The organism is Phreatobacter aquaticus (assembly GCF_005160265.1).
Lineage (GTDB): Bacteria > Pseudomonadota > Alphaproteobacteria > Rhizobiales > Phreatobacteraceae > Phreatobacter > Phreatobacter aquaticus.
The window spans coordinates 2,558,408-2,572,869 of sequence record NZ_CP039865.1 but is presented as its reverse complement, the minus strand read 5'-3'; the positions used below and the strand labels follow the sequence as shown (position 1 = coordinate 2,572,869).

Annotated in this window: 13 protein-coding genes and 1 tRNA gene; 5 read left to right on the top strand and 9 right to left on the bottom strand. The window is 66.2% G+C overall.

The window, feature by feature from the left end; genetic code table 11:
• Nucleotides 1-160: 160 nt before the first annotated feature.
• Complete coding sequence (locus tag E8L99_RS12020; protein ID WP_137099759.1) at nucleotides 161-2,410, top strand: sensor domain-containing phosphodiesterase; 2,250 nt, start codon at nucleotides 161-163, stop codon at nucleotides 2,408-2,410.
• A 76-nt stretch (nucleotides 2,411-2,486) separates the two neighbouring features.
• Here E8L99_RS12020 and E8L99_RS12015 read toward each other — a convergent pair whose 3' ends face one another.
• From E8L99_RS12015 to E8L99_RS12005, 3 genes are all read right to left on the bottom strand, one after another.
• Nucleotides 2,487-2,762 (bottom strand): hypothetical protein, encoded by a 276-nt coding sequence (locus E8L99_RS12015; RefSeq protein ID WP_137099758.1) that lies wholly within the window; start codon nucleotides 2,760-2,762, stop codon nucleotides 2,487-2,489.
• Nucleotides 2,763-2,995: 233 nt separating this feature from the next.
• Nucleotides 2,996-3,072: transfer RNA gene (locus E8L99_RS12010), tRNA-Pro, on the bottom strand.
• 115 nt (nucleotides 3,073-3,187) lie between these two features.
• Nucleotides 3,188-3,409 carry a hypothetical protein gene (locus tag E8L99_RS12005; RefSeq protein WP_137099757.1) on the bottom strand — a complete coding sequence of 74 codons (222 nt, stop codon included), beginning with the start codon at nucleotides 3,407-3,409 and terminating at the stop codon, nucleotides 3,188-3,190.
• 295 nt (nucleotides 3,410-3,704) lie between these two features.
• Here E8L99_RS12005 and E8L99_RS12000 point away from each other — a divergent pair, with 295 nt between their 5' ends.
• Nucleotides 3,705-3,956 carry a hypothetical protein gene (locus E8L99_RS12000; RefSeq protein WP_137099756.1) on the top strand — a complete coding sequence of 84 codons (252 nt, stop codon included), beginning with the start codon at nucleotides 3,705-3,707 and terminating at the stop codon, nucleotides 3,954-3,956.
• Nucleotides 3,957-4,020: 64 nt separating this feature from the next.
• Nucleotides 4,021-4,866: a patatin-like phospholipase family protein gene (locus tag E8L99_RS11995; RefSeq protein WP_137099755.1), complete on the top strand. Its 846-nt coding sequence runs from the start codon at nucleotides 4,021-4,023 to the stop codon at nucleotides 4,864-4,866.
• Between the two features lie 240 nt (nucleotides 4,867-5,106).
• Here the strand turns inward: E8L99_RS11995 and E8L99_RS11990 are convergent, their stop codons facing one another.
• Nucleotides 5,107-5,841 carry an HAD family hydrolase gene (locus E8L99_RS11990; RefSeq protein ID WP_137099754.1) on the bottom strand — a complete coding sequence of 245 codons (735 nt, stop codon included), beginning with the start codon at nucleotides 5,839-5,841 and terminating at the stop codon, nucleotides 5,107-5,109.
• Between the two features lie 235 nt (nucleotides 5,842-6,076).
• On the opposite strand from E8L99_RS11990, the gene thrC reads away from it, so the two are divergent.
• Nucleotides 6,077-7,489 (top strand): threonine synthase, encoded by a 1,413-nt coding sequence (thrC, locus tag E8L99_RS11985; protein ID WP_137099753.1) that lies wholly within the window; start codon nucleotides 6,077-6,079, stop codon nucleotides 7,487-7,489.
• Nucleotides 7,490-7,595: 106 nt separating this feature from the next.
• The gene (locus E8L99_RS11980) at nucleotides 7,596-9,671 is read left to right on the top strand and encodes a TonB-dependent receptor (protein WP_137099752.1); all 2,076 of its coding nucleotides are present in this window, start codon (nucleotides 7,596-7,598) and stop codon (nucleotides 9,669-9,671) included.
• A 3-nt stretch (nucleotides 9,672-9,674) separates the two neighbouring features.
• On the opposite strand, the gene E8L99_RS11975 is transcribed toward E8L99_RS11980, so the two are convergent.
• The 5 genes from E8L99_RS11975 to E8L99_RS11955 form a co-directional block, all read right to left on the bottom strand.
• The gene (locus E8L99_RS11975) at nucleotides 9,675-10,379 is read right to left on the bottom strand and encodes an ABC transporter ATP-binding protein (RefSeq protein WP_137099751.1); all 705 of its coding nucleotides are present in this window, start codon (nucleotides 10,377-10,379) and stop codon (nucleotides 9,675-9,677) included.
• 13 nt (nucleotides 10,380-10,392) lie between these two features.
• Entirely contained in the window at nucleotides 10,393-11,115 is a 723-nt protein-coding gene (locus E8L99_RS11970) for an ABC transporter ATP-binding protein (RefSeq protein ID WP_137099750.1), read from the bottom strand.
• On the bottom strand, nucleotides 11,112-12,131 hold the full coding sequence (locus E8L99_RS11965; RefSeq protein WP_137099749.1) for a branched-chain amino acid ABC transporter permease: 1,020 nt from the start codon (nucleotides 12,129-12,131) through the stop codon (nucleotides 11,112-11,114). The genes E8L99_RS11970 and E8L99_RS11965 overlap by 4 nt, the downstream gene beginning before the upstream one ends.
• A 13-nt stretch (nucleotides 12,132-12,144) precedes the next feature.
• On the bottom strand, nucleotides 12,145-13,014 hold the full coding sequence (locus E8L99_RS11960; protein WP_137099748.1) for a branched-chain amino acid ABC transporter permease: 870 nt from the start codon (nucleotides 13,012-13,014) through the stop codon (nucleotides 12,145-12,147).
• 144 nt (nucleotides 13,015-13,158) lie between these two features.
• A complete protein-coding gene (locus tag E8L99_RS11955) occupies nucleotides 13,159-14,385 on the bottom strand; it encodes an ABC transporter substrate-binding protein (RefSeq protein WP_215906999.1) in 1,227 nt (408 codons plus the stop codon).
• Nucleotides 14,386-14,462 lie beyond the last annotated feature (77 nt).

Below are 14,462 nucleotides of genomic sequence, written 5' to 3'. Positions count from 1 at the left end.
CGAAGACTTTATTGGAAAATATCGTCGCGTCTCGTTGCTTTTCAAACGACAACAAATGCCGCGCTGACGCGAGGTCATATGCTCATTGGTAACGTTCCGTGAAGATTTGACGTGACAGAATCAGCTTCGTTTTCGCTCTATACGCGAATCGGAGCGCGGCATGACACTTCTGGTACCGCAGAACGAGCCCGAACGCCTCCAGGCCCTGCTGGACCAGCGCATCCTCGACACGCCGCGCGAGCCGCAATTCGACGCGCTGGTGGAGCTCGCCGCCGAAATGTTCGACGTGCCCATCAGCATGGTCTCGCTGGTGGCCAGCGACCGCCAATGGTTCAAGGCGGTCTGCGGCGTGCCCTATGAAGGCACCCCGCGCGACATCTCGTTCTGCTCCCATGCGCTGCTTGAGCCCGGGCCCTTCATCATCGAGGACACCCACGCCGATCCCCGCTTCCGCGACAATGATTTCGTCACTGGTGCGCCGTTCATCCGGTTCTATGCGGGCGTGCCGCTGTTCATCGAGCCGGGCATCAGCCTCGGCGGTTTCTGCATCATCGACACCCGTCCGCGGACGATCACGGCCTGGCAGGTCCATCGCCTGGAACAGCTGGGCGAAATCGCCATCAACCTGATCAAGAGCCATCGCGCCAATGCCGAGCTGCGCGATCTCTCCATGGAACTGCAGGCCCGTTCCGACCTGGTGGCCCGGCAGTCGGAGGAGCTTCAGATCCAGAAGCGCATCCTCGATTGCGGTTCCGAGCTCGCCCGCACTGGTGCATGGGAGCGCGACCCCGCAAGCGATGCGATCAGCTGGAGCGCCGGCATGTACGCCCTCCACGAGCTGGAGCCAGGCACCGCCGTCTCGATGAAGAGCCTGCTCGATTTCTACCCGGAGCCCGACCTGTCGCGGCTGCGCGCGATGATCGAGCATTCGGTCGCCACCAATGAGCCCTTCGCCTATGAGGGCCGGATGATCACGGCCAAGGGCAATGAGCGCTGTGTCAAGGTCGCGGCCGGTGTCGAGCTGCGCGACGGTGTGGTGCTCCGCCGCTTCGGCATGATGCAGGACATCACCGAACAGAAGCAGATGCACGACCACATCCTGCGGCTGGCCAGCTACGACACCCTGACGGGGCTCAACAACCGCTCGTCGCTGCAGAGCAAGCTCGAGCAGATTCGCACCGATGCGCGGCCGCCAGGGCAGATCTTCGCGCTGCTGATGCTCGATCTCGACGGTTTCAAGGAGATCAATGACACCCACGGCCACCTCGCCGGCGATGCCTGCCTGAAGCGGATCGCGGCGCGGCTGCGCAACCTGTCGGATGGCCGGCATCTCGCCGCGCGGATCGGCGGCGATGAATTCGTCGTTGTGATGGATTCGGCCGACAGCATGAGCCAGGTGGAGGAGGTCGCCGAGGCGATCCGCGCCGCCATTGCCCGGCCGGTGCGCTGGCGCGGCAATGCCTTTCTGCTTGCCACCTCCATCGGCATTTCGGTGCGCCAGCCGGACCAGGAGATCTGCCCCTCCGCCCTCATGCAGGAGGCCGATCTCGCGCTCTACGCCGCGAAGGCGGCCGGACGGAACCAGCACATCATCTTCGAGCCCAGGCTGCTCGCCGATGCCAATGCCCGTTTCGCGGTGATCCGTGATTTTCGCCAGGCGCTGCAGAACGGCGACCTGTCGCTGCATTACCAGCCGAAGGTCGAGCTGAAACAGGGCCGCGTGGTCGGCTACGAGGCGCTGCTGCGCTGGCCGCAGCCCGACGGTACGGTGCGGATGCCGGCCAGCTTCTGGGCGGCCTTCGAGGATCCCGAACTCTGCCGCGAGATCGGCCGCTTCGTCATCGCCTCGGTGATCGCGCAGGCGGCCCGCTGGACGGCGGAGGGCTTCGCCTTCGGCCGCATCGCCTTCAATCTGAGTGCCGCCGACTTCCGCAACCGGCGGCCGGCGCGCGCCATCCTCGATGCCATCGCGGCCAGCGGGCTCGACCCCTCGATGTTCGAGGTGGAGGTGACCGAGGATGTGTTCCTTGCGCGCAATGCCGGCCCAGTGGCCGAAACCTGCCGCGAGCTGAAACAGGCGGGGCTGACCATCGCCTTCGACGATTTCGGCACCGGCTATGCCTCGCTGACCCATCTCAACGACTTCCCGGTCGACGTCATCAAGATCGACCGGTCCTTCGTCGCCAAGCTCGGTACCCACCAGGGCACCACCGCCATCATCCAGGCGATCGTCGGTCTCGCCAATTCGCTCGGCATGAGCGTGGTGGCCGAGGGCGTGGAAACGGAGGGCCAGGCCCGGTTCCTCGCCGCCATCGGCTGCCCGATGGCGCAGGGCTACCGGTTCGGCCGGCCGCAGCCGGCCGAATGTTTCTTCGACGGACAGGAAGCCGGCGCGAAGCGGGTGGCATGAGGGGCTGAAGGCCTTTCACGGCGACATCAATCGCCAGCCGCCTCACCCGCTCCGGCCATGCCCCGTCTGCTGGGGGCTATGCGCCGCAGCGCCGGAGGTGAGCCTCGCGCTTGTCTGTCTCGCCATAGGCGCGATTGCGATCGACGCGCAGGCACCAATTGTAATGCACGGCCCGATCGGTCGAGAACACACCCGGGTGCAGGTTGATCGAGCATCGCGGTATCGAGCGAGCGCGCCGCGCGTCATGGAGCGCCTTGTCGGAATATTGATTGCAGAAGCCGGGGCTTTCCGCCAAGGCCGCGCCGGACGCGCAGGCGGTGAGACCAAGAACAAGAGCAAGTCGTGGGAACATTCAGGCTTCTCCGTGCAGCCAACCAATCGACCGATGACGTTCGGACGAATGGTGCACTCTAGCCAAGTGCCGCCCCCCCGCGGAAGAGGAAATTGACAGCACGAGCAGTAACTCGGCGCGATACTATTATCACCGCGCGCCACCGTACGGATTAACACTTATCGCTTCTAGGGACATACTTGGGGGAGAGCGTCTTCGTTCGCGGGCCCGACCGCGCCACCCCTTGGGGCCGCTGGTCGGAGTGGCAGGATTTGAACCTGCGACCCCCACGTCCCGAACGTGGTGCGCTACCAGACTGCGCTACACTCCGCCTCGCGAACGAGGCCGCTGTATAGCGAGCGCCTCGGCACGACGCAACCCCTCGCGATGACGAACTGACAGGCTCGACGCCGGGACCGCGGCACGCTCGAAACCGGCATAGCGCGTCAGCCGAAATCACCGGTCTCGAGGTTCACCACAATGCGATTGGACGACCGTGCCGCGCGTTCGGCCAGACGCTCGCACTTGTGCATGCTGGTGAACCGGCCATCCGGACTGCGCCGCTCGATCGTCACCCAGCGGAAGCCCTTGTCGATGAGCATGGCCCGGAACTCGGTATTGCGGAGATCCATCGGCAGAACACGCTCGGCGACCACATCAGGCATCATCTGACTGCTCCTCTCCAAATCACGTCGCACCCAAGCCTATGGGGCGTATAACAGACAGGTTATCTTACGCTGCGTCATTTTTGAGCTGACATCATGCACGTCGTCACATTCGCGTCAGATCGGGCGCTTATAAATTGGGCTACACTGCATCTATGAATGCAGAATGACTTATCGATGACTATCGATCGACGGCATTCATAGACTGAAGTGACTAACATTCAGACAGATGATGTTTTTCCAGACTCATAATCTGGCGAACACTGCCATCTATGGCCCATCTCCAGTGGAGCTTTGCATGAGTATTGCCAAGCGCTATCAGGTCGCGCTGTGCCGCCCCAAGGACGACGAGATCGTCCCCTTCGTGTACGAGCACTTCTATGCCATCGAGGACAGGGCCGCGCGGATCTATGCCCGGCGCTGGGCGCGTCCTCTGTTCAGCCAGGGCATTCGCGGCGCAACCTTGAGCCTGCACGAGGGGGCGCGGGTCATCGCGCTTCGGCCAACGGTCCGGTGGCGCAATCGCGACCCCGATGGCGATCAGGCCTGAGGCGCTTGCGCGGACGACACGGACACTCTCGACGCAGGCGTCGGAACCCCGCTAGACATTGAGGATGACGCAAGCGACTTTCGACGCTGTTGCCTTCGCCGGCGGCGGCAACCGGTGCTATTGGCAGGGCGGCTTCTGGGACGCCTTCACGGCGCGCCATCCCCAGAGCCCGAAGCAGGTGGTGGCCGTGTCGGCCGGCGCCTTCCAGGCCTGTTTCTCGCTGATCGGCCAGGGCGACCGTGTCAGGAAGATCGTGCTCGACGCCTGCGAGGGCTTCGAGCGCGAGGTGGTGTGGAGCGAGATGCTGAAGGGCCGCTCGCCGTTCATCGTGGGCTCGCTCTATCGCCAGCTGATCGCGGAAGTCTTCGGGCCCCTGGAGATCGCCGCGCTGAAGGCGGCGCCCGAGATCCTGATCCAGATCACCCACCCGCCGCGCTTCATGCCGGCCTATCTCGCGGCTTATCTGGCGATCGGCGCCTATCAGGTGGAGAAGGTGTGGATGGGGGCGGCCCATTCGCGCGCCGGCCGGCATGTCGGCCTCACCGCGAGCTGGGTCTCGACCCATCAGATCGAGAGCGCGGACGAGCTGGTGGACGCGCTGATGGGCACGGCCACGGTGCCGCCCTTCATGCCGGTGGGCAAGGTTGGCGGACGGGCGGCGCTGGATGGCGGCCTCGTCGACAATCCGCCGATCGACCGGCTGACCGATGTGGAGAACCAGGGCGGCCGGACACTGGTTCTGTCGACCCGCGCCGGCAAGGCGATGGAGGATACCGACAAGCGGATCGTGGTGCGGCCGAGCGTGCCGATCCTCACCAGCCGCTTCGCCGTGACCGATGCTGGGGCCATCCGTGCGGCCTATGAGCAGGGGCTGGAGGACGGGGCGGTGTTCGCGACGCGGTTCACGTGAGGATGTGAAGGCTTGCTGCAAGGCCCCCCACCCTAACCCTCCCCACCGCAAGCGGGGGGAGGGAACGGTCGTGCCTGCAACGGCGTCCGATCTCGATCGGCCTCAGGCTTGAGCCCCCCTGCTCCCGTGCGCAAGCCTCTCAGAAAGCGCGTCCCGAACTCCCCTCCCCCCACGTGTGGTGGGGAGGGGCATGGGGGTGGGGGGCCAGCGGAAACCTCGCCAGCCTGACGAACACTCGCCTCACCCCCGCCGATCAAGCCAGTCACCAAGCTCCATGATCGAGCCCAGCACCACGTCGGCATGGCTCTCGAACTCATCCGGCACCATCGGCCCGGACGTGACGCCCACCGCGATCACGCCGGCTTTCCTTGCCGCATGCATGTCATGGAGGCTGTCGCCGACCATCGCCACCTCGTGCGGCGCCATGCCGTGGCTATCGAGGAAGGCGTGGATCTGGCCGGCCTCGGGCTTTCGGCCATGGCCGGAATCCCAGCCGACGATGAAATCGAAATGGTGGTCGATGCCGAGCTTGGCCGTCTGCGAGCGGGCGCCGTTCTCGGAATCGTTGGTGACGACGCCGAGGATCAGGCCGCGCCGCTTGAGGTCGATCATGACGGCGTTCGGATCGCCGATCGCCACCAGTCCCGCCAGGCCCTCGGCGACGAACAGCCGATCCATCTCGTCGGTGACGGCGGCCGAGAACGGCACGCCGATGGCGTCGGCCCAGAGCGGCCCATAATCGGCCGAGGAGCCCGCGACCAGCGGTGAGGTCGGGCGGAACGACAGGGACGCCTCGTCGTAATGGCTCACCGCCATCAGCCGCCCGACGCGGCCGCGGTCGCCGCCGGCCATGCGGGTCATCACCCGGAAGGCGGCGGGCCCCCACGTCTGGTGGAAGTCCACAAAGGTGCCATCCTTGTCGAGCAGGATGGCACGAAGCGGGGTTGCTGAGGCGGTTGCGAGATCGGCTGTCATGACGGTCCGGTTAGGCGGCAATTGCGACTGCCCTGTGACATGGGCGGGTGTCTCCGGTCCAGAGGAGCGACACCTCTCTCCTGTTCCAGGTGCTCTCCGTCCCGGTGGCGCAGCCAGGCCCATGCCGGAGGGAGGTCTCCGTCCTGTTCCATGACGATTCCGGCTCGAACGGGGACAAGTCTGTTGCCTCGCGGCGCCCCCCGGCTTAATCGGAGCACCGAAGACAGAGGCCGCCATGCTGTATATCTCGACCCGGGGCGAAGCGCCCAAGCTCTCCTTCTCCGATGCGCTGCTGGCGGGCCTTGCCCGTGACGGCGGCCTCTATGTGCCGGAGAGCTGGCCGGTCCTGGATGAGGATACGATCGCCGGATTCTCGGGCCTCGCTTACGCGGATGTGGCCAAGCAGGTGCTGAAGCCCTTCGTCGACGGCGCGATCGAGGAGAAGGCCTTCCACGCCATGGTGGACGAGGCCTATGCGAGCTTCCGCCATCCCGCCGTGACGCCGCTGGTGCAGCTGTCGTCGTCGGAATGGGTGCTGGAACTGTTCCACGGCCCCACCCTCGCCTTCAAGGACTGCGCAATGCAGCTGCTGGGACGGCTGATGGACCATGTGCTGAAGGCGCGGGGACAGCGGGCGACCATCGTCGGGGCGACCTCGGGCGATACCGGCGGCGCCGCCGTCGAGGCCTTCAAGGGGCTGGAGCAGGTGGACGTGGTGATCCTGTTCCCCGATGGGCGCGTGTCGGATGTGCAGCGGCGGATGATGACGACCGTCAACGCGCCGAACGTCCATGCCTTGTCGATCGATGGCACGTTCGACGATTGTCAGGCGATCGTGAAGGGCCTGTTCAACAACCTCGCCTTCCGCGACCGGGTGAAGCTTTCGGGCGTCAACTCGATCAACTGGGCCAGGATCGTGGCCCAGGTGGTCTATTACTTCGTCGCCGGCGCGGCCCTTGGCGCACCGGGACGGGCCGCGCGCTATGTCGTGCCGACGGGCAATTTCGGCGACATCTTCGCGGGTTATGTGGCGAAGCGCATGGGCTTGCCGATCAGCGAGCTGGTGGTGGCGACGAACGTCAACGACATTCTGGAGCGCACGCTGCGCACCGGCCGCTACGAGGTGACCGGCGTGGTCGCGACCTCGTCGCCGTCGATGGACATCCAGGTCTCGTCCAACTTCGAGCGCCTGCTGTTCGATGCCGTCGGCCGCGATGCCGCGACGCTCCGCGGAATGATGGCGAGCCTCTCGCAATCCGGCAGCTTCTCGATCGGAGACGCCCCGATGGCGGCGATCCGGCGCGAGTTCTCGGCCGCCCGCGCCGACGAGGCCGAGGTCTCAGCCTGCATCCGCGAGACGCTGGAAAAGACCGGCTATCTGCTCGATCCGCACACGGCGGTGGGCGTGGTCTCGGCGCGCAAGGGCGAGGCCGACCCCAAGGTGCCGACCGTTGTGCTGTCGACCGCCCATCCCGCCAAGTTCCCCGATGCGGTGGAAGCCGCCTGCGGCGTCAGGCCCGCCCTGCCCGCCTGGACCGGCGACCTGATGGAACGCGAGGAGCGCATGGTGCATCTCGCCGCCGACCAGAAGGCGGTCGAGACCTATGTGCTGGAGAAGACGCGCGCGGCGCTGCTGGGCGCTGCCTGAGCGAGGCGGCATCCGCCGGTGTGAATAATCTGACGATTCTTCATACCGACCCCTTCCGCCGGTTTTGCTGCGATGCAACCATATCCCCGTTGATCGGGGAATGGGCATGGCAGCAGGCAAACGGCGCGGGCTGATCCGGCTGGCGGCGGGCATCGCCCTGGGCGTCCTGCCGGTGGTCGCCACTGCCCAGACCGCGCTGCCGGAAATCACCGTCTCGGCCGAGCGCAGCAGTGAGGGCAGCACGGGCGGAACTGTCCCCGTCGCCTCGGCATCGCAGGGGGAGGTCTCCGCCCAGGAGGTCCAGGCCCGGCCGATCACAAGGCCCGGCGAAGCGCTGGAAGTGGTGCCGGGGCTGATCGTCACCCAGCATTCCGGCGAGGGCAAAGCCAACCAGTACTTCCTGCGCGGCTTCAACCTCGACCACGGCACCGACATCGCCATCCATGTCGACGGCATGCCGGTGAACATGCGCAGCCACGGCCACGGCCAGGGCTATGCCGATCTCAACTTCCTGATCCCCGAACTGATCGGCGGCGTCTGGTACCGCAAGGGCCCCTACTATGCCGAGGAGGGCGACTTCGCCTCGGCGGGATCGGTGCGCATCGGTTACGTCGACCGGCTGGACCGCGGGCTCGCGCAGGTCAGCATGGGCTCGTTCGGCATGTGGCGCGGGCTGGTTGCGGCGTCCCGCCCGGTCGGCGAGGGCCACCTCCTGGCGGCGATCGACGTCAACCTCTACCGCGGCCCCTGGGCGGTCTCGGACGATGTGCGCAAGGTCTCGACCGTGCTGCGCTACAGCCAGGGCACCGAGGCGAACGGGATATCGCTGACCGGCATGGCCTATCTCAACCGCTGGACCTCGACCGACCAGATCCCGGTCAGGGCGATCGCCAGCGGGCAGATCAACCGCTACGGGTCGCTGGATCCGACCGACGGGGGCAACGCCAACCGCTTCAGCCTGTCGGGGCGATGGAGCCGGACGGAGGCCGACAGCGCCACGCGGATCGAGGCCTATGCCATCCGCTCGGGCCTGAACCTGTGGAACAACTTCACCTACTTCCTCGACAATCCCGTCAATGGCGACCAGTTCCGCCAGAGCGATCTCCGGACCGTGCTCGGCATCAATGCCAGCCATACCTGGTTCGGCCGGCTCGGTTCGATCCCCATGGAGACCAAGGTCGGGCTGCAGGCGCGCCACGATGATATCCGCGTCGGGCTGGAGCGGACCGAGGCGCGCTCAGCCCTCTCGGTGGTGCGGGATGACCGCGTCCGGGAGACCAGCGTCGGGTTCTTCGCCGAGAACACGCTCCGCTGGACGCCCTGGCTCCGGACCACGCTTGGCGCACGCGTCGACTGGTATGGGGCCTCGGTTCTCAGCGATACCGCGGCCAATTCGGGCCGGGTGCAGGCCGCCATCACCAGTCCGAAGGCCGGCCTGGTCCTGGGTCCGTTCTGGAACACGGAGCTGTTCCTCAATGCCGGCCACGGATTCCATTCCAACGATGCCCGCGGGGCCACCATCACTGTCGATCCGACCGACAAGGTGACGCCGCTTGCGAGTGTCCCATTGCTGGTGAAGTCGCGGGGCGCGGAGGTCGGCCTGCGCTACCGGCAGGGCAATGTGTTCGACACGAGCTTCGCGGTCTTCGTCCTCGACTTCGCCTCGGAGAACCTGTTCGTCGGTGATGCCGGCACCACCGAGGCAAGCCGGCCGAGCCGGCGCGTGGGTGTCGAATGGACGGCGCGTTGGCGGCCGACGCCCTGGCTCTCGTTGGATGCCGAGATCGCCTATGCCCGTGCCCGCTTCACCGATACGGACCCTGCCGGCCGCTACGTACCCGGTGCGCCGGAACTGGTGGCAGCGGCAGGCTTCACCATCGGGCATCAGACCGGATGGTTCGGCGGCGCGCGCCTGCGCTTCTTTGGCTCCCGACCGCTGATTGAGGACAACAGCGCCCGCTCACCGGCGACCGCCCTCGTCAATGGCCGGATCGGCTACCGGTTCGACAACGGCGTCAGCGTGCAACTGGATGTGCTGAACCTGCTCAACGCCCAGACCAGCCAGATCGACTACTACTACAGGTCCAGGCTGCAGGGAGAGCCGCTCGGCGGCGTCGCCGACCGCCACTTCAAGCCGGCGGAGCCGCGGGCGGCGCGCCTGACGGTGGCTGGCCGGTTCTGAGCCTCAGAGCCCCAGATAGGCCTTGCGGACCCCGTCGTTCGCCAGAAGCTCTTCGCCGGTGCCCGACAGCGTGACGCGTCCGTTCTCCAGCACATAGGCCCTGGCCGCCAGCCTCAGCGACACAGCGACGTTCTGTTCGACCAACACGCAGGTGAGCCCACCCTCGGCAAGGTCGCGGATGGTGCGCAGAACCTCCTGCACCACGGTCGGCGCGAGGCCGAGCGAGGGCTCGTCGAACATGACAAGTTCCGGCTCGCCCATCAGGCAGCGGCCAATGGCGACCATCTGCTGCTCGCCGCCGGAGAGCGTGCCGGCGGCCTGGGAATGCCGCTCCTTGAGCCTGGGGAACATCGTGTAGACGCGTTCGAGATTGCGGGTGCGGTGGTGGCGGGCGCGCGGGATCATGGCGCCCATGGCAAGGTTCTCGGCAACCGTCAGCGTCGGGAAGACCTGGCGGCCCTCGGCGACCTGCCCGATGCCGAGATTGCAGACCTCGTGGCTTGGCAGGCCCGCAATGTCGCGTCCGCGGAAGCGGATCGTGCCGCCGGCCGGCCTGTGCATGCCGGCAATGGTGCGGATCAGCGAGGTCTTGCCCGCGCCATTGGCGCCGACGATCGCGACGATCGCCTGTTCGGGCACGTCCAGCGAGACGCGATCGAGCGCCTGGGCATCGCCATGGAAGACGTCGAGATCGTGGATGGTGAGCATCAGAGCGTTCCCATCACAAGGCCTCGGCCCCCAGATAGCTCTCCAGCACCTTCGGGTGGCGCGTCACCTCGTCCGGCGTGCCCTCGGCAATGGTCGCGCCGTGGTGGAGCACGTGGATGCGGTCGGCGAGCGCCATGGTGGCGCGCATGACGTGCTCGATCAGCAGGATCGTCACGCCGGAGCGGTTGATGTCCTTGAGGATCGCAACGATGCGGTCGACTTCGGTCGGCCTGAGGCCGGCCATCACCTCGTCGAGCAGCAGCAGGCGCGGCTCGGTGGCGAGCGCGCGGGCGCATTCCAGTCGCTTGCGGTCGGGCAGCGTCAGCGACTTCGCCTTGGCATCGCGCCTGTCGAGCAGGTCGAGTTGGCGGAGCACCTCGATGGCGCGGGCGCGGGCTGTGTCCACATCAGGCGCCCGCATCATGGCGCCGATGGTGGCGTTCTCGAGCACAGTCAGTTCCGGGAAGGGCCGGACGATCTGGAACGTGCGGGCAAGGCCCCGGCGGCAGAGGAGATGCGGCGCGACACCGTCGGAGCGTTCGCCGGCAAAGGCGATGGTGCCGCCATCGGGGGCGAAGACGCCGGCGATCAGGTTGAACAGAGTCGTCTTGCCGGCGCCGTTCGGGCCGATCACCGCGAAGATCTGACCCTCCGCGACGTCGAAGGACACGTCGTCGACCGCGGTCAGTCCGCGGAAGTGCTTGGTGACGCCACGGACCTCGAGAAGCGCGGTCATGAGCGCTCCTCTGGAATGCCGAGGACCTTCTTCAGCCAGGGCCAGACGCCGTTCGGCGCGCCCCAGATGATGACCATCAGCGCCAGGCCGTAGAAGACCAGGTTGACGCCCGGCACGGCATGGCCGGCGATCTTCTCGACCAGCGCGATCAGCGTCTGGCCGAGAGGCGTCAGGATGAAGGCACCGAGGATCGGGCCGAACAGCGTGCCAAGTCCGCCGATGATCGGCGCGAGGATCATCTCGATCGAGCGCGCCATGTCGAAGGTCTGACTGGGGAACAGGTTGTTCTGGTAGAAGGCATAGACGACACCAGCCGCCGCCGTCATGGCGGATGAGACCAGCACCGCCGCCATCTTGGCGCGGAACACGTCGATGCCGAGCGCACGTGCAGCTTCCGCATCCTCGCGCACGGCAAGCCAGGCAAGGCCGAGCTTGGAGCGCCGCAGCAATGTGCAGATGAGGAAGGCCAGCGCCATCATGGCGAGCGCGACATAGTAGAACAGGACCGGGCCACCGCGCAGGTTGATTGGCGAACCGCCTGTGGCGGAGACGGGAATGAAGAAGCCGGCGGCACCGCCAACGAAGCTCCAATTGTCGAAGCCGATGCGCGCCACCTCGGCGAAGGCGATGGTCAACAGCGAGAAGTAGACGCCCTCGATGCCGAACCGGAACCCGAGCCAGCCGATGGCCATGCCGAAGACCATGGCGGCGGCCATGGCAGGCACGACGGAGATCGCCGGCGAGATGCCGAACTTCACCCAAAGGACGGCGGCGATGTAGCCGCCGAGGCCGACATAGAGCGCATGGCCGAGTGAGAGCTGGCCGCAAAGCCCCATCATGATGTTCCAGGCCTGGCCGACGGTGGCGAACCAGAAGATCAGGAAGAAGACCGAGAGCAGGTAGCGGTCCATGAAGGCCGGGCCGATGGCCAGCACAGCGAAGAACAGGGCGAGCAGCGCGAGCGCGCGGCGCGGCGTCTCGGCAGCGAGCTTTGCGAAGGTCACGAACGGGTTCATCGGCTCTGCCCCGTCATGCGCGCCGCCCGAGCAGCCCCTGCGGGCGGAGCGCCAGGATCAGCACCAGCAGGCCGAAGGACACCATGGTCTTCATGGAAGGCGCGATGACCAGCGAAGCCATGGCCTCGACCACGCCGATCAGCAGGCCGCCAACCACGGCCCCGGCCATCGAGCCCATGCCGCCGATGATGACGATGGTGAAGGCGAGCAGCGTGAAGGCCGGTGCGATCATGGGCGTGGCGTCAGTGAGCGTCACCATCAGCGCACCGGCAGCCCCAACGCAGGCCATGCCCAGGCCGAAGGTCAGCGCATAGAGCCTCTTCACGTCGAGGCCGACCACGGCGGCACCCACGAGATTGTCGGCGCAAGCGCGGATCGCGACGCCCGTCTGGGTGAAGCGGAAGAAGGCGAACAGCAGCGATGCCACTGCCAATGCCGCGATGGCGGCGAAGACGCGGACCTTGTCGACGATGATCTCGCCGATCATCCAGCTGTCGAAGGAATAGGGCAGATTGACCGAGCGCGCGTCCGGGCCGAACACCATCAGCGAGCCGTTGACCAGGATGATCGCGAGGCCTACCAGCAGGATGAACTGCTCATGCTCGGGACGCGACACGAAGGGATTGATCAGCGTGCGCTGCAGGCCGTAGCCGAGAACGAAGAAGGCAGCGGCGATCGGCAGCAAGCTGACGAAGGGATCGAGCCCGAACTGCTTGAACAGCACGAAGGCCGCGTACATCGCGACGACCGCGAACTCGCCATGGGCGAAGTTCACCACCCTGACAACGCCGAAGATCACGGACAGTCCGAGAGCCATCAGCCCATAGACGAGACCGGTCAGGATGCCCTGGACGAGCACATTGCCATAGAGCGACCAGAGCATCGGGGCGGGACGGGTCCTGTTCCGGAAAGGCGATGGGGGGACTTAAGGGGAAGGCACCGGTCCGGCAACAGCGCTGCGGCCGGATCGGTGCGGAAATGATGGGCAAAAGGCGCAGGCGGAGGAATCCGCCCGCGCGTTCAGGGATCAGGAACGGCCCTGCCAGGCCGGCAGCGGCAGGACCGGCTCGGTGACGGCAACGGCGCTCGGGAACACCACGGTCGGCGTGCGCTTGATGTTCTGGATCATCGCGGACCCGATATTGACGTTCTGGCCCTTGGCGTCGAACTGGATCGGGCCGCCGATCATCACGTGTTCCGCGATGTTGACGCCGCGGATGGCCTCCATCAGCTGCGGGCCGTTGGTGGTCCCGGCCTTCTTGAAGCCCTCGGCCGCGATCAGGAAGCCCTCGAAGGTGAAGCCGGCGTTGAAGCCATCGGGGGCGAACCGGTTGTTCGGATTGGCTTTCTGGAACGCCTTCTCGAAGGCCTGCGACATCGCCGATTTCGGATTGACCCAGGGCAGGCCGAACAGCAGGAAGTCGGCCAGCGGACCGAGCGCCTGGTAGAATTCCTCGTCATAGAAGCCCGGCGAGCCCGGCGAGATGATCGCCTTCGGCTGGAAGCGCTGGCGCACCATGTCGCGCACCATCTTGATGGCGTCGGAGGCGCGGGTGACGCACATCACCAGATCGGGGTTGATCGAGCGGATCTTGGTGACTTCGACCGACAGATCCTGCGCGCGCGGGTCATAGGCAATGGACTCGACCAGCTTGATCGGCAGGTTGACGCGCGGCCAGATCGCATCCATGGCGCCGCGCTGGGCGGTGCCGAACGTGTCGTTGGCATGCAGGAAGACGGCCGTCTCGAGCTTGATGCCCTTGGCGTCGGTCACATCCTTGATGAGACGCAAGCCGTTGGTGACCAGCTGGCCACCGGTCTGGAAGTTGCGGACCAGGTACTTGTAGCCCTGCTCGGTGATCTGCGGGGCGGCCGCAACATTGACCACGAAGGGAATCTGGCGCTGCTCGGCGACCTGGGCGATGGCCAGGGTGTGGCCGGAATCGAAGGCGCCGGTGATGACATGGCAGCCATCATTGATCGCGCGCTCGGCCTGGGTACGGGCGACGTCGGCGTTGGATTCAGTGTCGATATGGACGATCTCGACCTTGTAGCCGAGTTCGGCGAGCAGAGCCGGGGATGCCAGCGCGCCGCGATGCATGCTCTGGCCGGCCTGGGCGAAGAAGCCAGAGCGGGGCACGAGATTGGCGATCTTGAGCACCTGCGCCTGTGCCTTGACCACGGCGGGAGCCGCGAGAACGGCACCGGCGCCGGCAATCACGGCACGGCGCGAGAAAGTCTTGTCCGAGGTCATCGCAAACTCCCTGTTTCCGGCTGGCCGTCCATGGCCTGCGGTCTTGTTCAGCATGCTGTCGATCTAGCGCGAATGCT

What these genes read in the sequence shown, in the direction of transcription:
- E8L99_RS12020 (WP_137099759.1), top strand. Translation starts at nt 161, where the DNA reads ATGACACTTCTGGTACCGCAGAACGAGCCCGAACGCCTCCAGGCCCTG.
- E8L99_RS12015 (WP_137099758.1), bottom strand. Translation starts at nt 2,762, where the DNA reads ATGTTCCCACGACTTGCTCTTGTTCTTGGTCTCACCGCCTGCGCGTCC.
- E8L99_RS12005 (WP_137099757.1), bottom strand. Translation starts at nt 3,409, where the DNA reads ATGATGCCTGATGTGGTCGCCGAGCGTGTTCTGCCGATGGATCTCCGC.
- E8L99_RS12000 (WP_137099756.1), top strand. Translation starts at nt 3,705, where the DNA reads ATGAGTATTGCCAAGCGCTATCAGGTCGCGCTGTGCCGCCCCAAGGAC.
- E8L99_RS11995 (WP_137099755.1), top strand. Translation starts at nt 4,021, where the DNA reads ATGACGCAAGCGACTTTCGACGCTGTTGCCTTCGCCGGCGGCGGCAAC.
- E8L99_RS11990 (WP_137099754.1), bottom strand. Translation starts at nt 5,841, where the DNA reads ATGACAGCCGATCTCGCAACCGCCTCAGCAACCCCGCTTCGTGCCATC.
- thrC (WP_137099753.1), top strand. Translation starts at nt 6,077, where the DNA reads ATGCTGTATATCTCGACCCGGGGCGAAGCGCCCAAGCTCTCCTTCTCC.
- E8L99_RS11980 (WP_137099752.1), top strand. Translation starts at nt 7,596, where the DNA reads ATGGCAGCAGGCAAACGGCGCGGGCTGATCCGGCTGGCGGCGGGCATC.
- E8L99_RS11975 (WP_137099751.1), bottom strand. Translation starts at nt 10,379, where the DNA reads ATGCTCACCATCCACGATCTCGACGTCTTCCATGGCGATGCCCAGGCG.
- E8L99_RS11970 (WP_137099750.1), bottom strand. Translation starts at nt 11,115, where the DNA reads ATGACCGCGCTTCTCGAGGTCCGTGGCGTCACCAAGCACTTCCGCGGA.
- E8L99_RS11965 (WP_137099749.1), bottom strand. Translation starts at nt 12,131, where the DNA reads ATGAACCCGTTCGTGACCTTCGCAAAGCTCGCTGCCGAGACGCCGCGC.
- E8L99_RS11960 (WP_137099748.1), bottom strand. Translation starts at nt 13,014, where the DNA reads ATGCTCTGGTCGCTCTATGGCAATGTGCTCGTCCAGGGCATCCTGACC.
- E8L99_RS11955 (WP_215906999.1), bottom strand. Translation starts at nt 14,385, where the DNA reads ATGACCTCGGACAAGACTTTCTCGCGCCGTGCCGTGATTGCCGGCGCC.